The 25,333-nt window shown below is 59.7% G+C and carries 25 protein-coding genes and 1 pseudogene; 9 read left to right on the top strand and 17 right to left on the bottom strand.

Annotated features, from left to right (window positions below; all coding sequences use genetic code 11):
- Nucleotides 1–148: 148 nt before the first annotated feature.
- From ACYZUC_RS00705 to ACYZUC_RS00720, 4 genes are all read left to right on the top strand, one after another.
- Nucleotides 149–1,120 (top strand): Bug family tripartite tricarboxylate transporter substrate binding protein, encoded by a 972-nt coding sequence (locus ACYZUC_RS00705; RefSeq protein ID WP_461992731.1) that lies wholly within the window; start codon nt 149–151, stop codon nt 1,118–1,120.
- Nucleotides 1,117–1,611, top strand: a complete 495-nt coding sequence (locus ACYZUC_RS00710) for a tripartite tricarboxylate transporter TctB family protein (RefSeq protein WP_461992733.1) — start codon at nt 1,117–1,119, stop codon at nt 1,609–1,611. The genes ACYZUC_RS00705 and ACYZUC_RS00710 overlap by 4 nt, the downstream gene beginning before the upstream one ends.
- A gap of 24 nt (nt 1,612–1,635) precedes the next feature.
- A complete protein-coding gene (locus ACYZUC_RS00715) occupies nt 1,636–3,144 on the top strand; it encodes a tripartite tricarboxylate transporter permease (RefSeq protein WP_461992735.1) in 1,509 nt (502 codons plus the stop codon).
- Between the two features lie 324 nt (nt 3,145–3,468).
- Nucleotides 3,469–4,467 carry a bile acid:sodium symporter family protein gene (locus ACYZUC_RS00720; protein ID WP_461992736.1) on the top strand — a complete coding sequence of 333 codons (999 nt, stop codon included), beginning with the start codon at nt 3,469–3,471 and terminating at the stop codon, nt 4,465–4,467.
- 71 nt (nt 4,468–4,538) lie between these two features.
- Here ACYZUC_RS00720 and ACYZUC_RS00725 read toward each other — a convergent pair whose 3' ends face one another.
- From ACYZUC_RS00725 to ACYZUC_RS00735, 3 genes are read right to left on the bottom strand one after another with little or no spacing between them, the layout of a single operon-like run.
- The gene (locus ACYZUC_RS00725; protein ID WP_461992738.1) at nt 4,539–5,459 is read right to left on the bottom strand and encodes a ketopantoate reductase family protein; all 921 of its coding nucleotides are present in this window, start codon (nt 5,457–5,459) and stop codon (nt 4,539–4,541) included.
- Nucleotides 5,460–5,505: 46 nt separating this feature from the next.
- Nucleotides 5,506–6,414: an alpha/beta fold hydrolase gene (locus tag ACYZUC_RS00730; RefSeq protein WP_461992740.1), complete on the bottom strand. Its 909-nt coding sequence runs from the start codon at nt 6,412–6,414 to the stop codon at nt 5,506–5,508.
- A 10-nt stretch (nt 6,415–6,424) separates the two neighbouring features.
- Nucleotides 6,425–7,138: an SDR family oxidoreductase gene (locus ACYZUC_RS00735; RefSeq protein WP_008032433.1), complete on the bottom strand. Its 714-nt coding sequence runs from the start codon at nt 7,136–7,138 to the stop codon at nt 6,425–6,427.
- A gap of 195 nt (nt 7,139–7,333) precedes the next feature.
- On the opposite strand from ACYZUC_RS00735, the gene ACYZUC_RS00740 reads away from it, so the two are divergent.
- A complete protein-coding gene (locus ACYZUC_RS00740) occupies nt 7,334–7,924 on the top strand; it encodes a TetR/AcrR family transcriptional regulator (RefSeq protein ID WP_461992743.1) in 591 nt (196 codons plus the stop codon).
- A gap of 91 nt (nt 7,925–8,015) precedes the next feature.
- Here ACYZUC_RS00740 and ACYZUC_RS00745 read toward each other — a convergent pair whose 3' ends face one another.
- The gene (locus tag ACYZUC_RS00745; protein ID WP_461996792.1) at nt 8,016–9,581 is read right to left on the bottom strand and encodes an aldehyde dehydrogenase (NADP(+)); all 1,566 of its coding nucleotides are present in this window, start codon (nt 9,579–9,581) and stop codon (nt 8,016–8,018) included.
- A gap of 6 nt (nt 9,582–9,587) precedes the next feature.
- Nucleotides 9,588–10,217, bottom strand: a complete 630-nt coding sequence (locus tag ACYZUC_RS00750; protein ID WP_223414151.1) for a cysteine hydrolase family protein — start codon at nt 10,215–10,217, stop codon at nt 9,588–9,590.
- Nucleotides 10,218–10,317: 100 nt separating this feature from the next.
- Between ACYZUC_RS00750 and ACYZUC_RS00755 the strand changes: the two genes are divergently transcribed.
- On the top strand, nt 10,318–10,824 hold the full coding sequence (locus ACYZUC_RS00755; RefSeq protein WP_461992745.1) for a winged helix-turn-helix transcriptional regulator: 507 nt from the start codon (nt 10,318–10,320) through the stop codon (nt 10,822–10,824).
- A gap of 47 nt (nt 10,825–10,871) precedes the next feature.
- On the opposite strand, the gene ACYZUC_RS00760 is transcribed toward ACYZUC_RS00755, so the two are convergent.
- From ACYZUC_RS00760 to ACYZUC_RS00785, 6 genes are all read right to left on the bottom strand, one after another.
- On the bottom strand, nt 10,872–12,041 hold the full coding sequence (locus ACYZUC_RS00760; RefSeq protein ID WP_461992747.1) for a M20 aminoacylase family protein: 1,170 nt from the start codon (nt 12,039–12,041) through the stop codon (nt 10,872–10,874).
- A 25-nt stretch (nt 12,042–12,066) separates the two neighbouring features.
- Nucleotides 12,067–13,299, bottom strand: a complete 1,233-nt coding sequence (locus ACYZUC_RS00765; protein ID WP_461992749.1) for a diaminopropionate ammonia-lyase — start codon at nt 13,297–13,299, stop codon at nt 12,067–12,069.
- A gap of 59 nt (nt 13,300–13,358) precedes the next feature.
- Nucleotides 13,359–14,135 carry an amino acid ABC transporter ATP-binding protein gene (locus tag ACYZUC_RS00770; RefSeq protein ID WP_008032422.1) on the bottom strand — a complete coding sequence of 259 codons (777 nt, stop codon included), beginning with the start codon at nt 14,133–14,135 and terminating at the stop codon, nt 13,359–13,361.
- Entirely contained in the window at nt 14,128–14,793 is a 666-nt protein-coding gene (locus ACYZUC_RS00775; protein WP_461992752.1) for an amino acid ABC transporter permease, read from the bottom strand. The genes ACYZUC_RS00770 and ACYZUC_RS00775 overlap by 8 nt, the downstream gene beginning before the upstream one ends.
- 8 nt (nt 14,794–14,801) lie before the next feature.
- Nucleotides 14,802–15,443: an amino acid ABC transporter permease gene (locus ACYZUC_RS00780; protein ID WP_461992754.1), complete on the bottom strand. Its 642-nt coding sequence runs from the start codon at nt 15,441–15,443 to the stop codon at nt 14,802–14,804.
- 115 nt (nt 15,444–15,558) lie between these two features.
- Entirely contained in the window at nt 15,559–16,536 is a 978-nt protein-coding gene (locus ACYZUC_RS00785; protein WP_461992756.1) for a transporter substrate-binding domain-containing protein, read from the bottom strand.
- A 261-nt stretch (nt 16,537–16,797) separates the two neighbouring features.
- On the opposite strand from ACYZUC_RS00785, the gene ACYZUC_RS00790 reads away from it, so the two are divergent.
- The gene (locus ACYZUC_RS00790; protein ID WP_008032416.1) at nt 16,798–17,262 is read left to right on the top strand and encodes an Lrp/AsnC family transcriptional regulator; all 465 of its coding nucleotides are present in this window, start codon (nt 16,798–16,800) and stop codon (nt 17,260–17,262) included.
- Nucleotides 17,263–17,325: 63 nt separating this feature from the next.
- On the opposite strand, the gene ACYZUC_RS00795 is transcribed toward ACYZUC_RS00790, so the two are convergent.
- The 6 genes from ACYZUC_RS00795 to ACYZUC_RS00820 all read right to left on the bottom strand — a co-directional run bounded on the left by ACYZUC_RS00795 (nt 17,326) and on the right by ACYZUC_RS00820 (nt 23,484).
- Nucleotides 17,326–19,761 carry a TonB-dependent siderophore receptor gene (locus ACYZUC_RS00795; RefSeq protein WP_461992759.1) on the bottom strand — a complete coding sequence of 812 codons (2,436 nt, stop codon included), beginning with the start codon at nt 19,759–19,761 and terminating at the stop codon, nt 17,326–17,328.
- A 101-nt stretch (nt 19,762–19,862) separates the two neighbouring features.
- Complete coding sequence (locus tag ACYZUC_RS00800) at nt 19,863–20,831, bottom strand: FecR domain-containing protein (RefSeq protein WP_461992761.1); 969 nt, start codon at nt 20,829–20,831, stop codon at nt 19,863–19,865.
- Complete coding sequence (locus tag ACYZUC_RS00805) at nt 20,828–21,334, bottom strand: sigma-70 family RNA polymerase sigma factor (RefSeq protein ID WP_461992763.1); 507 nt, start codon at nt 21,332–21,334, stop codon at nt 20,828–20,830. The genes ACYZUC_RS00800 and ACYZUC_RS00805 overlap by 4 nt, the downstream gene beginning before the upstream one ends.
- Nucleotides 21,335–21,504: 170 nt before the next feature.
- Nucleotides 21,505–22,179, bottom strand: a complete 675-nt coding sequence (locus ACYZUC_RS00810) for a helix-turn-helix transcriptional regulator (RefSeq protein ID WP_461992765.1) — start codon at nt 22,177–22,179, stop codon at nt 21,505–21,507.
- A gap of 19 nt (nt 22,180–22,198) precedes the next feature.
- Entirely contained in the window at nt 22,199–22,828 is a 630-nt protein-coding gene (locus tag ACYZUC_RS00815; RefSeq protein ID WP_461992767.1) for a hypothetical protein, read from the bottom strand.
- Between the two features lie 224 nt (nt 22,829–23,052).
- Nucleotides 23,053–23,484 carry a nuclear transport factor 2 family protein gene (locus tag ACYZUC_RS00820; RefSeq protein WP_461992769.1) on the bottom strand — a complete coding sequence of 144 codons (432 nt, stop codon included), beginning with the start codon at nt 23,482–23,484 and terminating at the stop codon, nt 23,053–23,055.
- A 232-nt stretch (nt 23,485–23,716) separates the two neighbouring features.
- Here ACYZUC_RS00820 and ACYZUC_RS00825 point away from each other — a divergent pair.
- Nucleotides 23,717–24,472 (top strand): annotated as a pseudogene (locus tag ACYZUC_RS00825) (MCP four helix bundle domain-containing protein); the annotation flags it as partial.
- Nucleotides 24,473–24,604: 132 nt separating this feature from the next.
- On the top strand, nt 24,605–25,330 hold the full coding sequence (locus ACYZUC_RS00830; protein WP_461996793.1) for a methyl-accepting chemotaxis protein: 726 nt from the start codon (nt 24,605–24,607) through the stop codon (nt 25,328–25,330).
- Nucleotides 25,331–25,333 lie beyond the last annotated feature (3 nt).

Consider the following 25,333-nt stretch of genomic DNA (forward strand, 5'->3'; position numbering starts at 1 on the left):
TCCTGAAATGAACTGATTCACTGTTGTATGCCGCCATTCCAACCATGGCCTACGCTTATCCCGAGATGGCCGTTCATCGATCCGGATTTATGCCCGGACCGACGTTCAGCCGGCGCCCCATAAAAACAAAAGTCCCGGGAGAAAACGCATGTTCGCATCGTTACGTCGATCCACCCTTTGCCTCGCGGTTGTCGTCACTGCCGCTGTGTTCACAACGCCCGCCTTTGCGCTGGAAACCGTCAAGTTCATGGCCCCAGGTTCCGTGGGTGGCGGTTATGACCAGACCGCACGCGTGTTGGGTAAAGCCTTGATTGAAGCCAACGTGGCCAAATCCGTTACCTTCGAAAACAAGGGCGGCGCAGGTGGCACGCTGGGGCTGGCGCAGTTTGCCAACAGCACCAAGGGCGATCCGGATGCGCTGCTTGTGATGGGCGCGATCATGGTCGCTGGCATTGAGCAGAACAACCCGCAGATCACCTTGAAGGATGTGACGCCGATTGCCCGGCTGTTTACCGAATACAACGTAATTGCGGTGCGCAAGGAATCCGAATTCAAAACCCTGGACGACTTGCTGAAAGCCTTCAAGGAAAAACCGACCAGCATTGCCTGGGGCGGGGGCTCCAAAGGCTCGATCGATCACATCGGCATTGCCGAACTGGCCGCGAAAATGGGCGTCCCGGTCAACAAGGTCAATTACGTCGCCTTCGCCGGCGGGGGTGAAGTGGTTGCCCAGGCGTTGGGCGGGCAGATCAAAGTCATCACCGGCGGTTATGCCGAACTTGGCCAATACATCAGGAGCGATCAGTTCCGTGTACTCGCCATCGGCGCACCGGAGCGCGTTGCAGGCATCGATGCCCCGACGCTTAAAGAAAGCGGGTATGACGTGATCATCGGCAACTGGCGCGGTGTTTATGGTGCCGCGAACCTCACGCCCGAGCAGCGCAAGGAAGTCACCGACGCCGTGGTGGCGGCCGCCAATAGCAAGGTCTGGAAAGACAACATCGAAACCAACAAATGGGCACCCAACGTCCTCACCGGTGACGAGTTCGGCAAATTCGTCGACGCGGAGCACGTGCGGCTGCGGGCGATGCTGGTGGAAGTGGGGCTGGTCAAGCCATGAGTCAATCGCGTGCAATCGTACCGGTGCAACTGGCGATTGGCGTCGGTGTAATCGCCATCAGCGCCATGCTGGGCTACGGCGCCTTTCTGTTTCCCGAGGAGATGGGGTTCGTCATCCTGGGCGCGTACGTCTATCCCTATGCCGTGGCGGTATTCCTCGCGGGCGTAGGCGTGGTTCTGTGCTTTCAAGCGGTCACCGGCGGTTTTCGCGAACTGGCCGATCACGATGATGAATCCGCCAAAGTGTTGCCCGGCGGCAAAGCGGGGGTGGCCTGGGTGACAGCGGGGCTGATAGGCGTTGCCGCGCTTATCAATCTCATTGGCTTTGTCCTGTCGGCCGCGCTGTTGTTTGCCTGTTCGGCGCGGGGTTTCGGCAGCCGTCATCCGTTGCGCGATCTCGCCATCGGCATTGCCCTGACGCTCCCGATTTACTGGCTGTTCAATGCCGGGCTGGGGGTTTCCCTTCCGCCGCTTGTCAACGCCTGGATCTGATTCAGGCCGCAGGAGATCAACAGGGTGGATATTCTCGCAAGCCTGGCAATGGGTTTTTCCTCGGCCCTGACGCCGATCAATCTGATGTGGGGTTTCATTGGCTGCCTGCTCGGCACCGCCATCGGCGTCTTGCCGGGCATCGGGCCGGCGCTGACCGTGGCGCTGTTGCTGCCCATTACCGCGAAGGTCGATCCCACCGGCGCGCTGATCATGTTCGCCGGTATCTACTACGGCGCTCAGTTCGGCGGTTCCACAACCTCCATTTTGCTCAATACCCCAGGGGAATCGTCTTCCATGGTCACGGCCCTGGAAGGCAACCTCATGGCCCGCAATGGCCGGGCGGGGCCGGCCTTGGCCACGGCGGCCATTGGGTCCTTTGTGGCGGGCACTATTGCTACGGTTCTGCTGACCTTGTTCGCGCCCATTGTGGCGAAACTGGCACTGAAGTTCGGGCCTGCGGAGTATTTCGCGATTCTGGTGCTGTCGTTCACGACGGTGTCTGCGGTGCTCGGGGCGTCGATGTTGCGCGGCTTTGCATCCCTGGGGATTGGCTTGACCATCGGTTTGATCGGGCTGGACTCGACCTCGGGTATCGCTCGCTACACCTTGGGCGTCCCGGAGCTGGTCGATGGCATAGAAGTCGTGCTGGTGGCGGTTGGGCTGTTTGCGGTGGGCGAGGCGTTGTACAGCCTGCTGTATCAGAAAGAAGAGGCCAGCGGTCGACACCGCATGTCCTCGTTGTGGATGACGCGCGCGGACTGGAAGCGCTCGGTTCCCGCGTGGCTGCGAGGGACGCTGATCGGTTTTCCTTTCGGTTCGATTCCGGCCGGTGGTGCGGAAATCCCGACGTTCCTGTCCTATTCGACTGAGCGCAAACTCAGCAAGTATCCGAAAGAATTTGCCGCCAACAAAGGCGAGGGCGCCATCGAGGGCGTCGCCGGCCCTGAAGCGGCGAACAACGCAAGTGCCACCGGTTCGTTGGTGCCGTTGCTGACCCTCGGTATCCCGACTTCCGCCACGGCAGCCATCCTGTTGGCGGCGTTCCAGAACTACAACCTGCAACCGGGGCCGCTGCTGTTTGAAACCTCGGGTGAACTGGTCTGGACCCTGGTGGCTTCGCTGTATATCGGCAACGTCATCCTGCTGGTGCTGAACCTGCCGTTGGTAGGCCTCTGGGTCAAACTGCTGCAAATCCCCCGGCCTTATTTGAATGCCGGGATTCTGGTGTTCGCCACCATCGGCGTGTATGGCATGCGTCACTCATCTTTCGACCTGTTGCTGATGCTGGCGATCGGGTGGGGCGGGGTGTTGATGCGGCGGTTCGACTTCCCCGTCGCGCCGGTGATCGTGGGCATGCTGCTGGGACCGATGGCGGAGAAACAGCTGCGTAACGCGTTGTCGATCAGCGAGGGCGACTGGACGGTGTTTCTGACACAACCGATCTCCGCCGCGTTTCTCGCGTTGACGTTGCTGGTGCTGGTGGTGCCGCATCTGCTGCACGCAAGGGGCATCAAGTTGCATGAGGATGATTGACTAACAGCCAACCGGCTTCTTCGGGTGAACTCGTTCCCCTGTAGGAGCCGGCTTGCCGGCGATAGCGTCCTTTCAGGCGATAAATATATTGACTGACCCACCGCTATCGCCGGCAAGCCGGCTCCTACAGGGGATCGGTGTTATGCATCAATTAGCGGGGCAGTTGGAAATGTCGTTACTCGCCCCCCGTTGTTTTTGTTGATGAATGCATTCGCATCAACGTTATGTCCGTTAGGCGATATCTACTGGCTTGTTAGCGTTAGTCGGTAATCGGCAGGCGCGTTAGAGTCGACCCACGCCCCTCGCCACCGCCGGATAATACCGATGACTCGCCCCCGTTTTTTACCCGACAACTTCACCCTGACCCTGATCGGCGTGGTGATTCTCGCCAGTCTGCTGCCCGCCAGTGGTCAGGTCGCGGTCGGATTTGGCTGGTTGACCAACATCGCCATTGCCCTGCTGTTTTTCCTGCATGGCGCCAAACTGTCGCGTGAATCGATCATCGCCGGGGCTGGCCACTGGCGCCTGCATTTGCTGGTGTTCAGCCTGACGTTTGTCCTGTTCCCCTTGCTTGGGCTGGCACTCAAACCCTTGCTGTCGCCGATGATCGGTGCCGACCTGTACATGGGCATGCTTTACCTTTGTGCGTTGCCGGCTACGGTGCAGTCGGCGATTGCGTTCACTTCCCTGGCGCGCGGAAATATTCCGGCGGCGATTTGCAGTGCGGCGGCCTCCAGCCTGTTCGGGATTTTCCTCACGCCGTTGCTGGTGACCTTACTGCTGAATGTGCACGGCGAAGGCGGCTCGACGCTCGATGCAATTCTGAAAATCAGCGTGCAACTGCTGCTGCCGTTCATTGCCGGACAGATCGCCCGACGCTGGATCGGCGCCTGGGTTGCGCGCAACAAGAGCTGGCTGAAATTCGTCGACCAGGGCTCGATTCTGCTGGTGGTTTACGGCGCGTTCAGCGAGGCGGTGATCGAAGGCATCTGGCATCAGATTCCGCTCTGGGAACTGGCCGGACTGGTGGTCGCTTGCTGCATCTTGCTGGCGTTGGTCTTGCTGGCGTCCACCGTGCTGGGCAAGGCGTTCGGTTTCAATCAGGAAGACCGCATCACCATCCTGTTCTGTGGTTCGAAGAAGAGCCTGGCCACCGGCGTGCCGATGGCCCAGGTCCTGTTCGCCGGCAGCACCATGGGGGTGTTGATCCTGCCGTTGATGCTGTTCCACCAGATTCAACTGATGGTCTGCGCAGTGTTGGCGCAGCGCTATGCCAATCGCAAGGAAACGGTCGCTGAACTGATGGCTCAAGTCGATCCTTGAGCGACCCAAACAGTGCGCAGCTGACGCAAATACCTCGACGCTGAAGCTGCGACTTGCCGACCCACTCGATATCACTTGCCCGATTGAGCCTGGTAAACCAGCAGGTTCGTATAGACCAAGGCCAATATCGGCGCTTCCAGGCCTTTCGCACTGGCCCTTTCCAGAAGGTCTCCAATGATCTGATCGGCCTCGATGCCTCGACCCGCCATCAGATCCCGGTACATTGACGATGTCTGTGGAGAGCCTTCCAGTGTGAGAAGACGATAAGCTTGCGCCAGGAACGGTTCGCTCGGTTCTTGACCCACGGCGCGGACAATCGACACCACTTCATCGATCGCACGCATCGCGAATGTGTGACCTCCTTTGACGGATGCAACATCGCCAATGCTGCCTCTCATCAGGCAATTTATCGTTCCCATGGCGGCGAGCAGCGTCCATTTTTCCCACATGTCTCTCAAGATCGTCTTCGACGTTGTTGCGTCAAATCCGGCCTCCCGCATGAACGTGTGCACAAGAGTAATTCGCTCTGAGTCGCTGCCGTCCAACTCGCCATAGGCGATATCGTTAAACGTGCCCTGTTGGATGATGTGGCCATTCTCGTCAAGACTCGTCGCGACTTTACAGACGCAGCCCAGCAGGCGGTCTGCACCGAATTGTTTTGCGATGACGTCCATATGCCGCATTCCGTTCAGCAACGGCAGGATAACGGTGTCAGGACCAACGGCAGCCTCCATGTCGCGTAAGGCCGAGTCGAGTGCATAGGCTTTAACCGCCAGCAGAACGATGTCGAAGGGGCCCTGGATTTGCGCCGATGTGATGAGCTGCGGTTGTATTTCGATGTCGCCGGCCGGGCTTTTTACGCAGAGGCCATGTTGCTCCAGCTGGCTCAGTCGCTGCGCTCGCACAAGGAACGTGACATCTCGACCGGCGCTGGCGAGCTTGGCACCGAAAAATCCACCGGTCGATCCGGCACCTACTATCAGAATACGCATGGGTGACTCCGTGGCGCAGCATTGTGGGCCTGAGCTGAGTATGGGCTCAGTTCAGGAAGGCATTGGCTTGCTGCACGAAATCGTCGGCATATTGGAATAACGCACCGTGCCCCGAGTTTGGATAGATCAGCAGTTTGGCGTTCGGTATGTGCTGTTGCAGCGTGAACGAGTTCTGGGTGGGCACCATGATGTCCTTGCTGCCGTTAACCACCAGGGTTGGCTGGGTAATTTTGCTCAGTTGCGCAAAAGTGCCATCGCCAGGAGCGTTCCACTTGCCCAGCGCGGCCCCTTGGGCTGCGATGACCTTCATCGAATTGAGCTTGTCGAGGCCCTCTGTGCGTTGGTGGCGTCTTTCCCAGAATTCCCGGGCCGCGAGTTGGCTGGACGGCGTCGGATCGAAAAACAGGTAAGCCGTTTCTTCCAGCGTGGCGATGGACTCGCGAAGCGCGATTTCGGGAACCCGAGGATCATTTCCCGCAATCCCGCCGCGCGGCGACGTTCCTGCCAGGATCAGTCGGCGCACCAACTGCGGATGGCGTAACGCAACTTCCTGCGCCACCATGCCGCCGATTGAAAAGCCAAGTACGTCAACCTGCTTCAAGCCGCGTGCGCGGGCAAATGCGGCGACGTGGTCGGCCATGCCCTCGAACGAATCGGGTGTTTCGCCGCTACTGAGGCCCACCCCAGCATTGTCGAACAGGTAGACCGGTCGCTGCTTCGCCAGGCCATCGGTCACGGCCGGGTCCCAGTAATCCAGATTGCCGCGAAAGTGCTGGAGCAAGATAACGGGAACACCCGTCTGCGCCCCGAATTGTCGATAGGCATAACGCACGCCGTCAGCTTCGACGAATTGATTGGGAGCGCTGTTATGCGTGGCAGCCGGCGCCGCGAGGGCGCCGCTGACCGCGATGGCGAAGAATGAAGCCCCGAGGGCCAACCGCTGGAAGAGGTTCACTGTGTGCTCCTTACGCAACGGTCTGGGCGTTGAGGTAAGCCGCTTGCCCGGTGGACAGGCTGGCTTTGATGGCGCGTGTGCCTTCGTCTGCGAGCACTTCCTGAAGTCCCGCTTCCACTCCGTCCAGCGATTGGATCACGACGTCGGATGGCTGGACTTTCGGTACATCAAAACCGTGTGTCAGGTCGGTGTCGATGAAACCCACGTGCAGCCCTTGCACACTTGTGCCCTGGCCATGGAGTTCGATTCGCAGCGAATTGGTGAAGCTCCACGCCGCTGCTTTCGATGCCGCATAGGCGGACAGGAAAGGCGCGGCAATCCAGGTCGCATCCGACAGTACGTTGACGATCGCGCCACCGCCGTTGGCTTTGAGGATGGGTGCGAAGGCGAGGCTGACGTGCATGACGCCGTAGTAATTGGTTTCGAAGATTTCGCGGGCGGCTTCCACCAGGCCAGGATCCAGCATGGAGGGCAGCACGCGGGCGATGCCGGCATTGTTTACCAAGAGTGTCACGTCGCCAGCCTGGGCCACCGCCGCAGCAACCGATGCCGGGTCGCTGACATCAAGGCGAATGGCGATCACCCCCGGAATGTCGACGCCTTCAGGGTTGCGCACCCCTGCATAAACCTTGCTCGCGCCACGTGCCACGAGTTCTTTTGCGAAGGCGAGGCCAAGACCACGGTTGGCGCCGGTAACAAAAGCTACGGAATCTTTAATGTTCATGGTGGTGTGCTCTGGCTGGGCGAGCGACTTACGCTCATTGAGATTGCGGTCGCAATCAATGAATTTATAATGGTAGTCATAATTATTAAAGTCAAGATGGAATTTGATCCTCTGCGACGGCCGGTAATACCTGCCATTCTTGTTAATTGCGACTACAACGATAATGTGCCAGAGTGCGCGCGGAGGAGTCTCATTATGAAAATCTCGAAAGAAAAAGCTGAAGAAAACCGCGCCGCACTGATCGAGGCGGCGAGCCGTCTGTTTCGCCAGAAAGGAATCGACGGGGTGGGCGTTGCCGAAATCAGCAAATCGGCCGGTTTGACCCACGGCGCGCTGTACGCGCACTTCGCGTCCAAGGAAGCGCTGGCGGCCGAGGCGCTGGCGTGGAGCCTGGAGCAGAGCAATGCCAAGCTCTATTCGGGCACCGTCGATGGCGAGCCGGACCTGGATCGCTTCCTGTCTGACTATCTATCCGTCGACAAGCGCGACGACTACGCCGATCACTGCGCAATGGCCGCGTCCGCCAGCGAAATCGGCCGTCAGGATGTTGCGGCGAGCGCTACGTTTACCGAGGGTTACATGGTGCTGGTTCGGGCGTTCGAGCGCAGGGTTGCTGCGAACAACCCCGGCGTCGACGCGCTGGACACCGCCATGGCCATCGTTGCCGCCATGGTCGGAGCCCTATCGGTTGCGCGCGCCACGGCGAAGGCCAGGCCAGAGGTGTCGGCGCAAGTGTTGCGGGGCGTGCGCCTGATGATCGACAACGCACTGGGCAAACCGGTCTAGCTGGAAAGACCGGCGTTTGGGAGTGCGCCACTTTGCTATCGATCGCGATTCTGGCCACTGACGTCGCAAGACGTTCGGCGCTGGGTGGCGCCTACTGCCCGTCCACCAGCCGAGGCAGCCCCAGCGGGTTGAAATCACGCAGTGCCTCAGGCAACAGCGCGTCCGGAAACCCCTGGTAAGCCACCGGCCGCAGGAAGCGTTCGATCGACGTCATGCCCACCGAAGTGAAGCGACTGTCCGAGGTCGCCGGAAACGGTCCGCCGTGAACAGTGGCGTGCGTCACCTCTTGTGGATGGGCGAAGGCGTTGACGACGATGCGTCCGGTTCTGCGTTCCAGCACCGGCAACAGGCGCCGGGCCAGTGGCAAGTCAGTTGCTTCGAGGTGCAGGGCGGCGCTGAGTTGGCCTTTGAGCGAGCGGGCAATGGCGAGCAGTTCAGCCTCGTCCTCGACGGTCACCAGCAGCGCCGATGGTCCGAAGACTTCCTGCGACAGGGCGGCTTCCTCAAGGAAACGTTGGCCGGTGACCTCCAGCAACGCCGATTGGCCGTCAACGTCCGCGCTGGCGGCCGTGCCTTCGGCGATGCGCTGCGCACCGGCGTTTTCCATCGTAGCGAGACCGTTCAGGTAAGACGCATGGATCCCCGGCGTCAGCATCGTCCGGGCTGCGGCCTCGCTGACGCGCTGCACCATGGCGGCGCGCAGCGCTTCAAGGCCGGCGCCTTTGATCGCGATCAACAGCGCGGGTCTGAGGCAGGCTTGCCCGACATTGACCAGCATGCGCTCGATAAAGCCATCGCCGATCTGTGCGCCGCGCTCGGCCAGGGCTGCGGGCAGGATGAATGTGGGGTTGATGCTGGTCATTTCGGTAAACACCGGAATCGGATCGGGCCGCAGTTGCGCGCGCCGATACAGCGCCATACCGCCTTGCTCCGAACCGGTAAACGTCACGGCTTTAATCAAAGGATGATCGACCAGCGCTTCGCCGATGGTGTTGCCGCTGCCGCGTACCATCGAGAAAACCCCCTCGTGCAACCCGTGCTCCTGCACGGCTTTTTGGATGGCCCGTGCCTGGATTTCTGAAGCACCCGGATGGGCGTTGTGCGCTTTGAGGATGACGGTCGCGCCGGCGGCCAATGCCGAAGCGGTGTCGCCACCGGCTACGGAATAGGCAATCGGAAAGTTGCTCGCACCGAAAATGGCCACCGGGCCGATGGCCATTTTCTGCAGGCGATGGTCCATGCGCGGGCGAGGCTGACGATCAGGTTGTGCCGGATCGATGGCCAGTTGCAGGAAGCGGCCTTTGCGCACGACCTCCGCGAACTGACGGAACTGGACGGCGGCTCTGCTCGCTTCGCCCTCAAGCTGAGCTTCTGGCAGACCCGTTTCGAGCGCGGCCCGTGCCGCCAGCTCCTTGCGCACGGCTTCAAGATTGTCGGCAATGCTCTCGAGAAACGCCGCGCGCCGTGCGAGCGACGTATGGCTGTAACTGTCGAACGCTTCGTCGGCGAGTGTTGCCGCCTGGTGGACTTGCGCGACGCCGCCGAGGGCAAAACCCGGTTCGATCAACGTATTGGTCGCGGGGTTGAGCGCTTTCATCGTGCCTTCGGTGGCCGCGACATCGTGGGTCCCGATGATCAGGTTTCCTGTCAGTTTCATCATCGGTCACTCCTGCCCTGCGAGGGCGGCGACGAGCTCGTCCGTGGTCACAATCGAATGGGCAAACGTGGGGCCGTTCAGCTCGTGGGCGGCGTGCATCATTTCCGGGCGGAAGGCGGCGGTCGCATCGCGCACCAGGGTGACGTGGTAACCCATTTCCGATGCATAACGGGCGGTCGCTTCGATGCAGGTGTTGGCCAGCAGACCGACGATGATTACGTGGGTGATGCCTTTTTGCTTGAGGCGAAAATCAAGGTCGGTGTTGGCGAAACCGCTCGAACCCCAATGCTCCTGCACGACGATGTCACCGTCCTTCGGCGCAAAATCCGGATGCCATTCGCCGCCCCATTCCCCACGAGCAAAGTGGTGCATGTGCATGATCTTGCACTGGGTCGGCGTTGGATGGTCCCAGCCTTCGTAGTCACCGTGTTCCCAGCGATGGTGCGGTACGATGACGACCGGAATGTCGAGGGCGCGAACCGTGCGGTCGAGCGTGCGCAGGTTGTCGAGCAGGCCGACTTGCTCGGCGATCGGCTTGATCAAGGGAAAGACCTTGCCGCCTTCCGAGAGGAAATCGTTGTACGGATCGACCAGCAGATAGGCGGTCCTGTTGAGCGGATAAAGGGCGTTCGACATGACGATGTTCTCCACAAAAGTTGAGTGACCGGTGCTGAGGACTTGCCTTGGCATCCTGTTGATATGATAATCATAGTTACATCGAAAGAGGCAAGCCCATATGTCGACCAACATTGCTGCTCCCGACACTCTATGCCCGATTTCGCGGGCCGAAACAGTCGTGGGCGACCGATGGACCGTGCTGGTCCTGCGTGAGTTGTTCATGGGAAGTCATCGATATGACGAGATCCAGGCGCAGACCGGCGGCACCCCGCAAATGGTCGCTACACGCCTGAAAAACCTGGAAGCCGACGGCCTGGTCGAACGCCGCCTCTACAACGAACGGCCACCGCGCTACGAGTATCACCTCACCGCGAAAGGGCAGGCCTTCTACTCGGTGGTGTTGGCACTGCGCGCCTGGGGGGAAACCTGGTGCAAGTCGCCGGAAGAAGGGGTGGCGGTGGTGTACACCCACAAAACCTGTGGCGAGCCCGCCGGGTTAGGGCCGCTGTGCGCACATTGCGGTGAGCTGTTGCGCCGCGAAGAGTTGATCAGTGAGCAGAGCGCGGCCTACCGCACAGAGAGGCAGGCGCGGCGTGAGGCGTTCAAGGGCAGTCGAAGCGCGTAGCCATCCGCCAGAAAAAGCAGCACGTTGGCGTGCTGCTCTGTGGCGGGTTATCCCGCAGCGAGTGCTGTCCGGGCAACTTCGGCGAAATAGTGCGCCCCCGTGGCCAGCACATTGTCGTTGAAGTCATACCGGGCATTGTGAAGCGGAGTCCCCCCTTCATCCGCTGTGTCACCGTTGCCGATAAACACGAAATTGCCGGGTACGACCTGCAGGAACGCACCGAAATCCTCTGAAATCATCATCGGCTGGATGTCCGCATTCACCCGGTCCTGACCAACAATTCGGGTCGCCGCCGCGACAGCGATGGGGGTGCACTTTTCCCAGTTCACGGTGGGTGCGAATTCATGGGTGTATTCGAACTCGCACGATGCGCCGTGGAGCCTGCAAATGCCTTCGCAGATTTCTCGCATGCGCCTTTCCAGCATGGCCTGGACCTCGGGCGCGTAGCTGCGCGTGTCGCCCTTGATGACGACGTGGGTTGGAATCGCATTGCGGATGCCATCGGTGATGAACTCTGTGCAGGAAATCACGGCCGGAACGCTCGGGTCGAGGTTGCGGGAAATCACCGTTTGCAGGGCCAGCACCACCTCGGAAGCGATGACGATCGGGTCAACCCCCATGTGCGGTCGTGCCGCGTGCGTGCCCTGGCCCTTGATCCGGATAACGAAGTTGTCCTCACTGGCCATGATCCCTCCAGAGCGCGTCGCGATTGTGCCGGCGGGCAGCCCCGGCATGTTATGAGCGCCGTAGATCGCATCCACCGGGAAACGCTCGAACAGGCCATCAGCGATCATCGCTTTGGCGCCACAGCCGTGTTCTTCGGCGGGCTGGAAAATGAAGCGTACCGTCCCGTTGAAATCGCGAGTGGTGGTCAGCAGCCTGGCGGCGCCGAGGATCATGGACATGTGGCCGTCATGACCGCAGGCATGCATTTTCCCCGCGGTTACCGAGGCGTGATGCCGCCCCGGAGCATCTTCGTGAATGTGCAGGGCATCCATGTCGGCCCGAAGCCCCACCACCGCCGGACCGTCTCCGAGCTTCAAACTGGCGACCAGGCCTGTGCCGCCAATGCCCCGATGCACCTCAAGGCCCATCGACGCGAGCGCATCAGCCACGTAGTCGGACGTGTGGATTTCTTCGAAACCGACTTCTGGATGTTGATGGAGGTGGTGACGCCAGCTGACCAGCTGCGCGTGAAACTCGTGGTCGTCGATCACTGCATGGGCTCCTGCGTTCTGTTGATCACACATTTTTTTGTAGCTGCCATTGGTGCTGACGGGCAGTGACCGCTTGCGCGGATTCACCCACCAGACGCTCGTAGACCGACGGGGCCGTCGCACCCTCGGTACTGATGATGAGCACTCGGGAGTCACGGTCGATGCCGACTGTTCTGGCTGTTGCCGAATCGCGTAGCAGGATTTGAAGCGCTGCCAGACCGGCCACCGCCGACTCACCGGCAACCACGGGAATGTCGGTTGGACTGCCGTGAGCCAGCTGCTGCATGGCAGACACGGCGTCGTCGTCGCTGATGGTCATAAAGAAATCTACGCACGGTTCGAGGAATCGCCAGGCGAGGGGAGAGGTTTCGCCGCAGGCGAGGCCCGCCATGACCGAGTCCACCGAGCCTGTTGCTTTGGCGGGCAAGCCCTGAATCGCACTTTGGTACAGGCAATCCGCTTGCCGGGGTTCGACCATGACGAAGACGGGACGCTGTTCCTGGTAAATTTCCCAGAGGTAACTGCTGATGCCCGCTGCCATTCCTCCCACCCCCCCTTGCAGGAACACGTGGGTGAAAGGGCAGGCCGCCTGGGCCTTGCCCGTGGTTTGCTCGATCAATTCGGCGGCGATGGTGCCGTAGCCTTGCATCACGTCGCGAGGGACGATCTCATAACCCTCATACGAGGTGTCCGACACGACCGGCCAACCGTTTTGTTCTGCCACGGCGGCGGTATGTTCCACCGACTCGTCGTAGTTACCTTCAACCCGGATGATGCGGGCGCCATACGCGGCAATGGCCGCCTCGCGCTCCGTACTCACGTTGGCATGCAAAACGATGACGCATTGGCAACCGACGCTTTGAGCCGCTGCCGCCAGGGCTCGCCCGTGATTGCCGTCAGTGGCACTGATCACGGTGAAATCATGCAGGCGCTGCCGATACTGACCGGTGATGAGCCCTTTGGGATCAAAGGATTCATGGGGCATCAGCCGCAGAATCAGCCGGACCAACGCGATCGGTGCGCCGAGTGCCTTGAAGCTGCCCAGGGGTGAGCGTGTCGATTCGTCTTTGACCCAGAACCGGGCCACGCCGAGTTCTTCAGTCATGCCCGGAAGCTCCCACAGCGGTGTCGCCTTTTGGTTCAGGTGTTCCCAGCTCGATAGCCAGTCTCGTGACTCATGGGCCGCGTCGACACTCATGATGTCCTGAAGGTGTTTTGGGTAGGTGCAGCGAGAGGCGCGTGGGTTAGCGAAAAACATAGCGGTTCCTTGTAACGCTGGAGAAAAGGCGTGCGCGTTTTTGCGAGAGTCGGGGGCAGTCATGCAGTGGTCGTTCTGTAGCGCCCTAAAAACTGCCGAACGCGCTCACTGTCTGAGTTGGTAAAGAATTTTTCCGGTGCCGCTCTTTCAATGATCTGTCCTTTTTCAATGAACACGACCTCGTTGGAGACGGCGCGGGCAAATTCCATTTCATGCGTCACGATGACCATCGTGAAACCGTCCTCGGCCAGTGAGCGCATCACCGCCAGGACTTCCCCGACCAGTTCTGGATCGAGCGCAGATGTCGGCTCATCGAACAAGATGACTTGCGGGTTCATCGCCAAGGCTCGCGCAATGGCAACACGCTGCCGTTGGCCTCCTGACAGCGACCAGGGATAAGCATCGTGCTTGTGCGACAGGCCCACTTTCTCCAGCAGCGCTACCGCCTGATCATTGGCCTCTTTGCGACTGACACCCATGACGTGAATAGGCGCCTCGGTGACATTCTGAAGCACCGTCAGATGGGGCCAGAGATTGAAGCTCTGGAACACCATGGCGGTTCTTGCACGCATCGCCGCCAGTTCGCGATTGGACATGGCTTTGCCGCCGCCACTTTTAACGCCCATGCGATCACCGCCGATGTAGATTTCACCGGTATCAGGCACTTCCAGCCAGTTGATGCAACGCAACATGGTGGATTTGCCTGAGCCGGAAGAGCCCAGAATGCTGACAGTCTGTCCTCGCTCGACCTTGAGGTTGATGCCGCGAAGCACCTCAATGCCGGCGAAGTGTTTATGCAGGTCGCGGATTTCAACGACCGGGGCGGACTTATTCATGGACCAATCCTCTTTTCTGCGCTCGGCGACCCAGGCGACGAAGTAATGCCTCAACCAACAGGGTGATGGACCAATACAGTGCGATCACGAATATGAAGGGCGGCAACGGAACAAAATATTTGGCTTGTACAGCAGAGGCCGCAGCGGTCAGATCCATCAAAGTGATGATCGACAGGAAGGCGGTGTCCTTCAGCAGGCAGACCAATTGGTTGCCAAAGAGCGGCCCGGAACGCATCACCATTTGCGGGAGGAGAATCCTCCAGTACATGGTTGAGTTGACGAAGCCGTGGGCATAGGCCGCTTCCGCCTGGCCTGCGGGCAGCGCCGTTCTCGCCGCCCGCAGGATCTCGGCGAAATAAGCACCGTGATACGTAATCAGGGCAATGAAACCCGCCGACCATACATCCAGGCTGATACCCAGGTTGGGAAGCCCGTAGTAAAGGAGGTACAGGAAGATCAGGAAGGGCAGCATTCGCATCAGGTCCAGCGCCCAGCGAACAAGCCGTCCAAACAGGTTGTCCTGTCCTTCCAGCAGGAAGGCGATAACGCAGGCCAACATAAATGAGCAGGCAGACGACACGCCAAAGAGTATGAGTGTGTTCTGCAGCCCGGCCGCGAACACGTCGAGGTTGTCCCACAGCATTTTAATTCCGTTCATGGGAGCCCCTACATGGCCAGGCGCTTGGCGCGCGAGTCTGCAATTCTCTGGAAGCGGACAAGTCCACCGATGATCACGATGTAAAGCAGGCCCGCCGCGAGGATGGGAGGAAGCGGATCGTAAGTGACGGCCGCGATCCGATTCGTCACGCGCGTCAGGTCCACAATGCCGATCATGGCGATCGCGGGACTGCTTTTGACCAACAAGGACATTTCATTCACAAGCCCGGGAAGGCTGGTGGTCAACATCTGCGGGAGCATGATGCGGCGAAGTGTCAGCCCCGTGGTCATGCCGGCGGCTTTTGCCGCTTCCAGTTGTTCGCGCGAGAAACTGGTCAGGGCACTGCGCCAGATCTCGGCGTTGAACGCCGTGGTGTTGACGGTCATGGCCGCAATGGCCACCACTCGGGCGTCGACTTCCCAGCCGATGGAGGGCGCAATCACAAACAGAAACAGCACCAGCGTGACCATCGGTGTCGCTCTGATCAAACTGACATAGACCGCGAGGGCCTGGCTCAAGACCGGGATTTTTGCCGCCCGCAACACGGCAACAACCAGCCCCAGAATGATGCCGAGCACGATAGAAATGCCGGACACCCAAATGGTCGTCCAGGCCGCGTACACAAGCGTGATCCAGTCACTGCTTTGCATTGAAAACATCCTTCGAACAAGTCTTTTGGCCGTCGGCTACCTGCCGGGTCAAAAGAACGATCCACTGACCTGACCATCGCTGACACTTCTTGCATCAACGATGGCGGCTCTCAGGTTATTTCGCGGTCAGTTGAGTGAACTGTGGCGCAGAAGTAATCGGTTCGCGGGGCAGGTCATCGAACGATTGTCCGAGCCATTTTTTCTGCAGTTCGGCGAGCTTGCCGGTGTCACGCAAGTGGTTCACAAAACCACTCAGGTAATCGAGGAGCTCCTTGTTCCCCTTGGCCACTGGCCACGCGATGTAGCCCATGCTTGAAGTGGCCTCGCCAACGGCAAACGCCTGTGGACGTTCCTTCACCAGCATGTTGGCGGGCACGATCGAGTTCACAACGTAGTCGAGCCGGTGATTCGCCAGGTCGGCATACGCCTCCGGGTAGGATTGGTACTGAACGATCTTGCCAATGGAACCGCCGGAGGCTTTGAGCTTTGCATCCAGCTGCGTCAATCGGGCCAGTTGCGCACCACCGGCCTGCACGCCGACGATCAACCCGGAAAGGTCCGAGATGCTTTTGATGCGGTCATCGTTTGCGCGCTTGATGTAATGCGAGACCTCAGGCGCGACCGGTGCCACGAAGTCAAAGGCGCCCAGGCGTTCCTCCGTAACACCGGCGCCGGTGATGGCGGCGTCGTACTTCCCTGAGGTGATACCCGCCAGCAGGCCGGTCCAGGGCATGATGTCCTGATTCACTTTGAATTGAGCGTACTTGCGCAGCTCCGCGATAACGTCCTTATGGAAACCTTCGGACTCACCGTCCTTTATAAATTCGAAAGGGTAATAACTGTCTTCGGTTGCAACGTTAAGTGTGCCGCGACTGTTTATCTCTGCCAGGCTGGCTGCACTCGCTGCGCCGGTAATGCCAAGGCTGAAAATAATACTGGCTGCGCCAACGATAAGAAAACGACCGGCCTTTGAAATGATGCGGCGGTCAACTCGACTTTCTTGAGTACTGTTCATCGTGAAACTCCCATCGGTTAAGTGGTGGGGCAGTACCAAACTAAAAGCTGCGATTGGGGGTGAGATGGCGTTAGTCATGCTTTCTCCGTTTTTATTGTTTTCGGCGGGTGGGAGCGCAGCCCTTGCCTGACAAGCAGGTGGGATAAAACGATGCTAATGCTCAGGGGGCGCACGATTGCTCGAAAATCGCGGCATCAAACGCACCATCGTTGCGTTTTCAGCACTTTGTTGCGCGGCGCTCAGGCCTGGTGCGTTGGTACAAGGGTTTGTGCGCAACGAATGAGCGTCCAGGTGCCTTTTCTGCTGTAATGGCTGGGCCCCAGGTGAAGGAGTTCCCCTATGCAGCTAGATGCCTATGACCGAAAAATTCTCAACTTCCTTCAGGAAAACAACCGGATTTCCCAGCGGGAACTGGCTGAGGGCGTGAATCTGTCTCCCTCGGCAGTCAATAGAAGAATCGCCGCCCTCGAAGCGGCGGGAGTGATCAGATATAACGTGAGTATTGTCGACCCGGCAGCGGTCGGCCGACCGATTACCGTTATCGTCGAAGTTAAACTAGAGAATGAAAGACTTGATTTGCTGGATGAGATAAAGCGGCGCTTTGTGAGTTGTCCGCAAGTTCAGCAGGTTTATTATGTGACGGGGGATTTTGATTTTTTACTGGTGTTGAATGTGCGTGACATGAGTGAGTACGAACAATTAACCAGAGAGTTGTTTTTCTTCGGGAACATCAAGCAGTTCAAGACGTTTGTCGCGATGCAGAATAATAAAAGAACGTTTGCGATACCGTTGGAAATTGAATGACCCTGAAACGGCCCTCCCTGCGACAGCAGCCGGAAGGAGGGCGTTGATGGTCGAACGGTGGCGCTAGAACTCCGGCGTGTATTTCACGCTGAACATCACGTTGCGTGGTTCACCGTAGTTGTTGTTGCCATTGATCTGGTTGTAGGCCGCCGTGTAGTAAGTCTTGTCGAACAGGTTGTTGGCGTTCATCGCCAGCTCGATCTCCGAGGAGAGCTGGTAGCCGACACGGGCATTCCAAACGGTGTAACCCGGTACGTTGACGACGTGGTCGTAACCCAGCGTATGGCTTTGGGTCGTGAAGCCCAGGCCGGTACTCACACGGCTCCAGTCGCCACCCAACTGGTAGTTGCCCCAGACGCGCAGCATGTGTTTCGGCGTCCACCAACTGAAGACTTTGCCTTCGTTGTCCGGGTCCTTGAGGTACTTGGTGGTGTTGTAGGTATAGCCAGCGAACAGTTGCAGACCGTCCAGCACTTCGCCGCTGATTTCGGCGTCGAGACCCTGGCTGCGTACTTTGCCGGATGCCTTCGAGCAGTACCAACCGTCGCAGTTTTGCCCACCGTCCATATCGAGCGTGGCACGGTTTTCCTGGTCATAACGGAACAAAGCCAGGGACGTATTGACCCGGCCCTCCATCAACTCGCCCTTGAGACCCAATTCGTAGTTCGTACCGATAATCGGTTTGACTACCGAGCCGCTTGTACTGCGTTCGGTTTGCGGTGTGAACACGTCGGTGTAGCTGGCATAGACCGCCCATTCGCGGCTCAAGTCATAGACGATACCGGCGAAGGGGGTAACTTCACCGTTTTCGTTGCTGGTGCTTTCAGGATCGGCGGTAATGCTGGTCGCGTCCTGGCTCCACGCTTGATAGCTGTAGTCGTACCAACTGACCCGTGAGCCGAGCACCAGGGTCAGCGGATCAATCGGCTTGACCCGCCAGCTGCCGTACAGGCCTTTTTGGCGGATGTCATATTTGCTCGGTGTCCCACGGCCACCGGGGCTATTGAGCAAACCGTCGTAGCTGATTTCGGGACGGTTGTGATCAATGTCGAAGATGGTGTCGGCACTGTTATTGAAGGTCCGAGCGTATTTGTCATCCGAGGTGTACTTGGAGTAGTTACCGCCCACCATGATTTCCTGCTGCATGGACAAGGCTTCGAATTTGCCGTTGAGGTTCATGTCCAGAGCAACTTTGGTGGAGTCCATGTCCGTCACGAAGTCTGCGTACTGCACGCCGCTGCCATCGGCATTGATGCCGTTGCCACTGGATTGCACCCGTTGGTTTTTCGCTTTATTGGTTTCAGTCATGCGCACGGCGCCGACCTTGAAGGCCCAGTCGTCGTTGAAACGGTGTTCCAGGTCGGTGTAGAGCGTGGTGACATCGATGTCCGAATGGTTCCACTTCGCCCCGGTGTACGTGCTGCGCGGCAGGTCGATGGGTTTACCGTTGGAGTAGCGCGGGAAGCCGCGCACGTTCGAGCGCGATTCGCCGTCGGACTGGCTGACCGCCAGACCCAGGGTGGTGTCTTCACGCAGGTCGACGTCCAGCGCGCCGTACAGCGAGGTGGTCTTGTACCATTCGGAATCGACGAACGAGTGGCTGTCGTCCTGGTCGGCAATGAAGCGTCCGCGCACGGTGCCGTCCTGGTTCAGCGGACCGCCGGCGTCCAGTTGCAGACCGTAGTGGTCCCATGAGCCAGCCTTGCCGGTGAGGGTCACTGTCGGTGCGGCCTGGCCGCGTTTGCGCACCAGGTTGACCGCGCCGCCAGGGCTGCCGGTGCCTTGCAGCAGGCCGGACGCGCCACGTAGCACTTCCATGCGATCGAAGAAAATCAGGTCCTGCGTGGCCCAGTTGCCCAGCGCGTAATAGTTGCGCGGGATCGGCACGCCGTCGTATTGCCAGTCATCGATCTGGAAACCGCGCGAGCTCAGGATCAGGCCTCTGCCGACGCCTTGGGCGCCGACCAGGCCGGTGGTCTTGTTGGCCGCGTCCTTGAGATCGACGATATCCTGATCGTCCATTTGCTTGCGGGTCATCACCGTGACCGACTGCGGGATTTCCTTGAGGGTGTGGGTGCCCTTGCCGATGGTCACCGCACGCGCAGCGTAGGAGCCTGAGCCTTCGGTGGTGGCGTCGGTGCTGCGTTCGACGATGTTGGTCACGCCCAGCTGCAACGCTGCGCTGTTGTCCGGGGCTGGCTCGACGCTGAAGTTACCTTGCCCGGTCACTCGCAATTGCAGGCCGCTGCCCGCCAAGGCCTTTTGCATCGCCTGTTCCGCAGGCATCTGGCCGACCACCGCCGGCGCTTGTTTGCCCTGCACCAGCGAAGGCTCCAATGAAACGATATGGCCGCTCTGGCTGGCGATGGCATTCAGCGTGCTGGCGAGTGGGCCGGCCGGCAGGTTGAACATCAGGTCTTGCGCCTGCGACAGGGCAGGGCTTGCCAGGGTTGCCAGGGCGACAGCGGCGGAAAGGGCATGGGGCCACGGGTTGAACACAGCGTTCTCCTGAAAATGTGGAAGTGTCAGGAGATAGGTGGGACGAGAAATGAAAACCGGACACGAATGAGAGTTATTTTCAAAAAAATTTATCAGCAGGACTATTTCGCACGTATCAGCGTCAACCATGGGCTGTAGCGATCCACGCGAATCGGCAGGGTTTCCGCCAGTGCCGTGAACACCCGATCCGGATCGTTCAACGGGAATACGCCCTGGACGCGCAAGCCGCGAACCTCGGGAGCCACGCGGACAAAACCCCGGCTGTATGGGCGTAGCGCATCGACGACGTGTTCCAGGGGATCGTCCAGCACATTCAATCGCCCGCTGAGCCAATCGGCGCGATGACGCTGATCACCGGCCACCGGTGCAATGTTCCCTGCATACAGCAAGGCCGATTGACCTTCCTGCAGATCGAGTGTCGTGCCGTCGAACAGACGGGCTTCGATGGAGTGCTGCAGCACCACAACGCGAGTCGCGTCTTGTTCCTGAGCCACCAGGAAACGGGTGCCCAGTGCTCGTATTTCACCTTGAGCGGTGCGCACCCGCAGCGGACGCAGGGGGTCGGCCGCCACCTGAATCACCAGCTCGCCATTGCGCAGAATCACCAGCCTTTGCTTGTCATCGAAGCGCAGGTCCACCGCGCTGTTCGCGTTCAGACTCAGGCGGCTGCCGTCGGCCAGCGTGAAATCCTGACGCTGGCCACGGCCGGTGTGCAGGTCCGCCAGCAGCGAGTCACCCAGCGGGCTGCGAATGCCGAGCCACGCGCCGCCGCCCAGCAGGCCCAGGCCCGCGATCACGCGGAGCGCATCGCGGCGTGAACCGTGGGGCTGCAACAGCAGTTGCCGCGCTTCGTTGGCCTGACCGGGCAGGCGCCGATCCAGGGCACGAATCGTGTTGAAGGAACCGCCAAGACGTTCCTGCAAGGTGGCCCAGGCACGGGCGTGTGCGGGGTCCATCGCCAGCCATGCGTTGAACCGTTCTTGCAGTGCGGCATCGGGCTTGCCGGCACGAAGGCTCACCATCCAGTCGATGGCCTGCTCGCTGACCGGGTCAAGGCGCGGCTTGCTCATGGCGCCAACTCGCTCAGGTAGCACTGACGCAATGCCTGTTTCATGTAGCGGCTGACCGTGCGCTCCGAAAGTCCCATTTTGTGAGCAATCGCCACGTAGCTCAGACCGTCCAGCTGGCTGTAGAGGAACGTGGCTTTGACGAGCAGTGGCAAACCGTCGAGCGCCCGGTCGATCGCGACCAGGGCTTCGATCAGTTGCAACTGTTCTTCAGGGGAGGGAGCGAACGATTCAGGCAGCGTGGACAGGCGTTCGAGGTAGGCCAGTTCCAGCTTGCGCCGGCGATGACGGTCAAAGATCAGTCGTCGGGCAATGGTCGACAGGTACGCGCGAGGTTGTTCGATGCTGTCGGGGTCTACCCGGGCTAACAGCATCTGGCAAAACGTATCGGCGGCGGTGTCCTCGGCGTCCGCGTGATTGCGCAGGCGCCGCTGGATATGCTGCAGCAGCCAGCGATGATGGTCGCTGAAAAAGAAGCCCAGCTTGCTGGTCGGAGGAACTTGCACCGGTTGGCTTTCCAGATGTTAGTGTGAATCGTTCTCAATATTACCTTTGAGATGATCGCCACTGCAATCTCTGACTTCGCCGGATGCCATTCGGCCAACGCTGCCTCGACCTGGATCGGGGGGGCGGCGAGGTGTACGCGTCTTGCGATCTGGGCGATGTTGAAGACGGCTCAATCATCAACCGGATCAGTTTGCTCAGAAGGCCGCACGTTATCGGGCCCGGTGGCCGTTTCTGCGCTTGGTCGAAGCTTGAACCGGCAGACGTTACCGCCGCGCACCATGCATTCCGTGTGGTCAACTTCTGCACCGCCCAGCGCGCCGATCAAGGCCAGGTCCAGTTCACAGACCACCGGATGGGCCTCTGCGAGTCGGTGAAAAACGCAGTTGTGCGCGACGATTTCCGGGGCACCGCTGGAGCGAAAGAACACCTCCGACTGGTATCCCGCCTGGTTCATGTGCTGCACGATCCTGGCTTCGTCGACCACCTGCGATTCACGATCCAGCGCCAGTTTTCGGCCCATGCTGCGCATCAGCGTGGCCAGCGCCTCGGGACCGATGATGCCGGCCACTTCATCAATCAGCACACTCGCCAGCATCTGATACTGGCGAGGAAACTGCTCCTTGGCATGGTCGGTGAGCCGGTACAGTTGCTCTGGGCGCCGGCCCGTCGGCCGGGTTTCGCCCCGCAACACCAGGCCGTCACGCTCAAGCGCCGCCAGATGCTGGCGAATCGCAGTGCGCGTGACGGCCAGTTGTTCGGCCAACTCGTCAATGCTCATGCCGCTCGCATGGTGCAGCAGCGCATTGAGCAGGTCTTGCTGTGTCCGGCCCAGTCCTTCCAGCATGGTGTGTCCTCGCCCGACGTCAGAACTTGTCCGGGAACTGCTTGACCAGTGCCGCCGTCAGCGCGTCGGCCAGCGCCAGGATATGGCCGCGCATCATGTGCCAGGTCCGCGCTTCGCCCGGGTAATCGTGTGCGGCGAGTTCATCGATCTGCGCGACATGATGGCCCCCGTGAGCACCGAGCATGGCAACCAGCGTGGCTTCAGGCAAGTTGGGGTTGGCTTTGGCCAGGAAGGCGGCAATCGCCTTGGCATTGCTGGTCAGGTCCGCGACTGCGGCTTGCTTGCCTTTGCTGTCTTTGGCGACCGTTGCATCGCTGTAGTGCTTGACCGCGCCCCAGTGGCCGGCCAGCAATTTGAGCAACTGATCGGCAGCGGGCTGACCGTAGAGCGGGGCGATGCTATTGGCGATTTTGGTGGCGTTGTCGACCACCTGATCGGCGGCGACTTTGGCTTGCTGCTTGTCGGCGGACTGGTTGGCGATGGCGTAGTTTCTGATCCAGAAAACATGCTCGACCCACAGGTCGCGCAAGGCCAGGCGTGTGGTCAATGCAGCGCTATCAAGCGCAGCCGTTGAGGCGGGCGGCGTCTGACTCCAGACCGGTTGAGCACAGAACGCCAACAACATTAAAGCCAGGATCTTGATATTCATGACGGCACCCTCGGGAAGTGGGATTGTTCGACAATATCAATTTAAGCATAAAAATATGTTTTTATCGGGTGCACGCCAAATTCGCAGATCAACGGTCGTTTACGGACCCCTGTAGGAGCGAGCCCGCTCGCGATGGACGTCAACGATTACGCGTATTTCCTGAAAAAACGCGTCGCTCATCAATCCTCGCGAGCAAGCCCGCTCCTACAGCGGTTACACGGAAATCAGAACTTGAACGCCTGACGCCCGACCAGCAGCCAGTGGCCTTTCTGCTTCTGCCAGATCTGGAAGTTCTCGATTTCGGTCGGAATCACTTCAGTGCCTTTCAACGCCTGTGCCGAGAAATGGTTGCGAACCAACGCCACGTCACCGGACAGGGTGATGGTCTGGTTTTGCATTTCGAGGGTCTTGAAGGCGCTTCGACCGGTTTCGATGTCGGCGATGTATTCCTGTTTGTTCTGGATTTTCCCGCTGGAATGCCCGTAGGTCAGGTTTTCGGCGGTCAGAGCGTTCAGTTCGGAAATGTTCTTTTTCAGCATGGCCTGGGTCAGGTGGTCGACAGCCTGGGCCACGTCTTTTTCAGCGGCGGCCGGGGCGGCCGCGACATAGCCACTGAACAGGCACAGAAATCCAACCAGCAATTTCGCTTTTTTCATGGGTGTTTCCTTGTTGTTGTGGGTGATCGAGTGATGAGCATAAAGATCATTCATCAGTCGTCGTACAACCTAGCATGCGCTGAGAAAAAAACGAACATGGCCAGGGGGAATTACCGCATGTCGTAAAAAAGCGCGTGAACGCAAATAGCCTTCAATTGCGCTGTGACGCAGTCGATAACCTGTTCAGAAGCCATCCGCGCATGGCTCTACCCAACTGACAGGGGACCACAGAGTGTCGATAAAATTACGTTTGATCCTGCTGATTGGCACCGGTCTGCTCACGGCCTTGATCATGAGCTTGGTCAGTTACCTGGGAAATTCGCAAATGGCGACCGCAGTGAATGACAACGAGGTCAGCATGGCCGCGCTGCGCAATCACCTCGAAGCCGACATGATGCACGACGCGTTACGCGCGGATGTGCTGTCGGCGATGGTCGTCGGGCTGGGCAAAAGCACCAGCAGCAAAGCCGAGGTGCGCAGTTCCATCGAGGAACACGCGTCACACTTTCGTGAAATGCTCGGCGACAACCTCAAGCTGCCGGTCAACGACACCATCAAGGCTGGCTTGAACAAGATCAAACCCAGCCTCGATACCTACATCAGTGCCGCCGAACGTATCGTCGGGCTGGCGCTGGAAAATCCGGATGCCGCGCAAAAGGAACTGGGCTCTTTCAACGCGACGTTCAGCCAACTGGAAGACCAGATGGCCGCCCTCAGCGAGCTGATCGAGACCAACACCCAACAGACCAGCACGGGCACACAGCACGCCATCGACAACGCCAACCTCACGCTCGGTATCGTACTGATCGCCAGCCTGTTGCTGCTGATCGTTCAGGGCCGCTGGGTGATCTTGAGCATCATGGGGCCGTTGCGGACCGCCAGCCGCATTGCCGAGAGCATCGCCCATGGCAACCTGAGCGAGCCGATTGTCGAACCCACCCATAAGGACGAAGCCAGCGCACTGATTCGCAGCCTCGCGACCATGCAGCGCGATTTGCGCGGCATGATCGAAGTCGTGCGCAGCAACGCCCACGGCGTCAGCGGCATGAGCGAGCAATTGAGCAACGGTTGTCACGAAGTGGCCGGCAGCAGCCAGCAACAAAGCGCCGCCGCCAGCACCATGGCGGCCGCCGCCAGTGAGATGACCGCAAGCATCGAAGAAATCACCCGCCACGCCGAGCGTGCGCTGAACATGGCCAACCAGGCCGAGGCGCTGGCCAAGGATGGCGGTCGGGTGATCCATCAGGTGGTCAATGACATGGACGGGATCGCGCGTTCAGCACAGCAATCGGCGCAGGTCATCCGCACACTGGACAAGGAGTCCGAGGCGATATTCAGCATCATTCAGGTGATCAAGGGCATTGCCGATCAAACCAACCTGCTGGCGCTCAACGCCGCCATCGAGGCGGCTCGCGCCGGTGAGCAGGGCCGTGGCTTTGCGGTGGTGGCCGACGAGGTCCGTAGCCTGGCGGGCCGCACCAGCGCCTCGACCCAGGAAATTGCCGCGATGGTTTCACGCATCCAGCAAAGCACCCGCGAAGCGGTCACCAGCATGGAGGCGGGCGTCGCGCAGGTCGACAAAGGCATGGCCGTGACCGCCGACGTCGAGCGCGCCATCCGCGAAATTCTCGAGGCCACGCTGAACACCACGCAACTGGTGAATGACATCTCCCGCACGATTGGCGAGCAGAGCCTGGCCAGCAATGAAATCGCGCATCAGGTGGAGATGATTGCCGGCATGTCCGAAGGCAACAGCAAGGTGATCGGCCAGACGGCATCGACGACGGATGACCTGTCAGCGCTGGCGGGAAAATTGTCGCAGTCGGTGGACCGGTTTCGGCTGTGATAT

This window comes from Pseudomonas sp. GT1P32, from assembly GCF_054897805.1.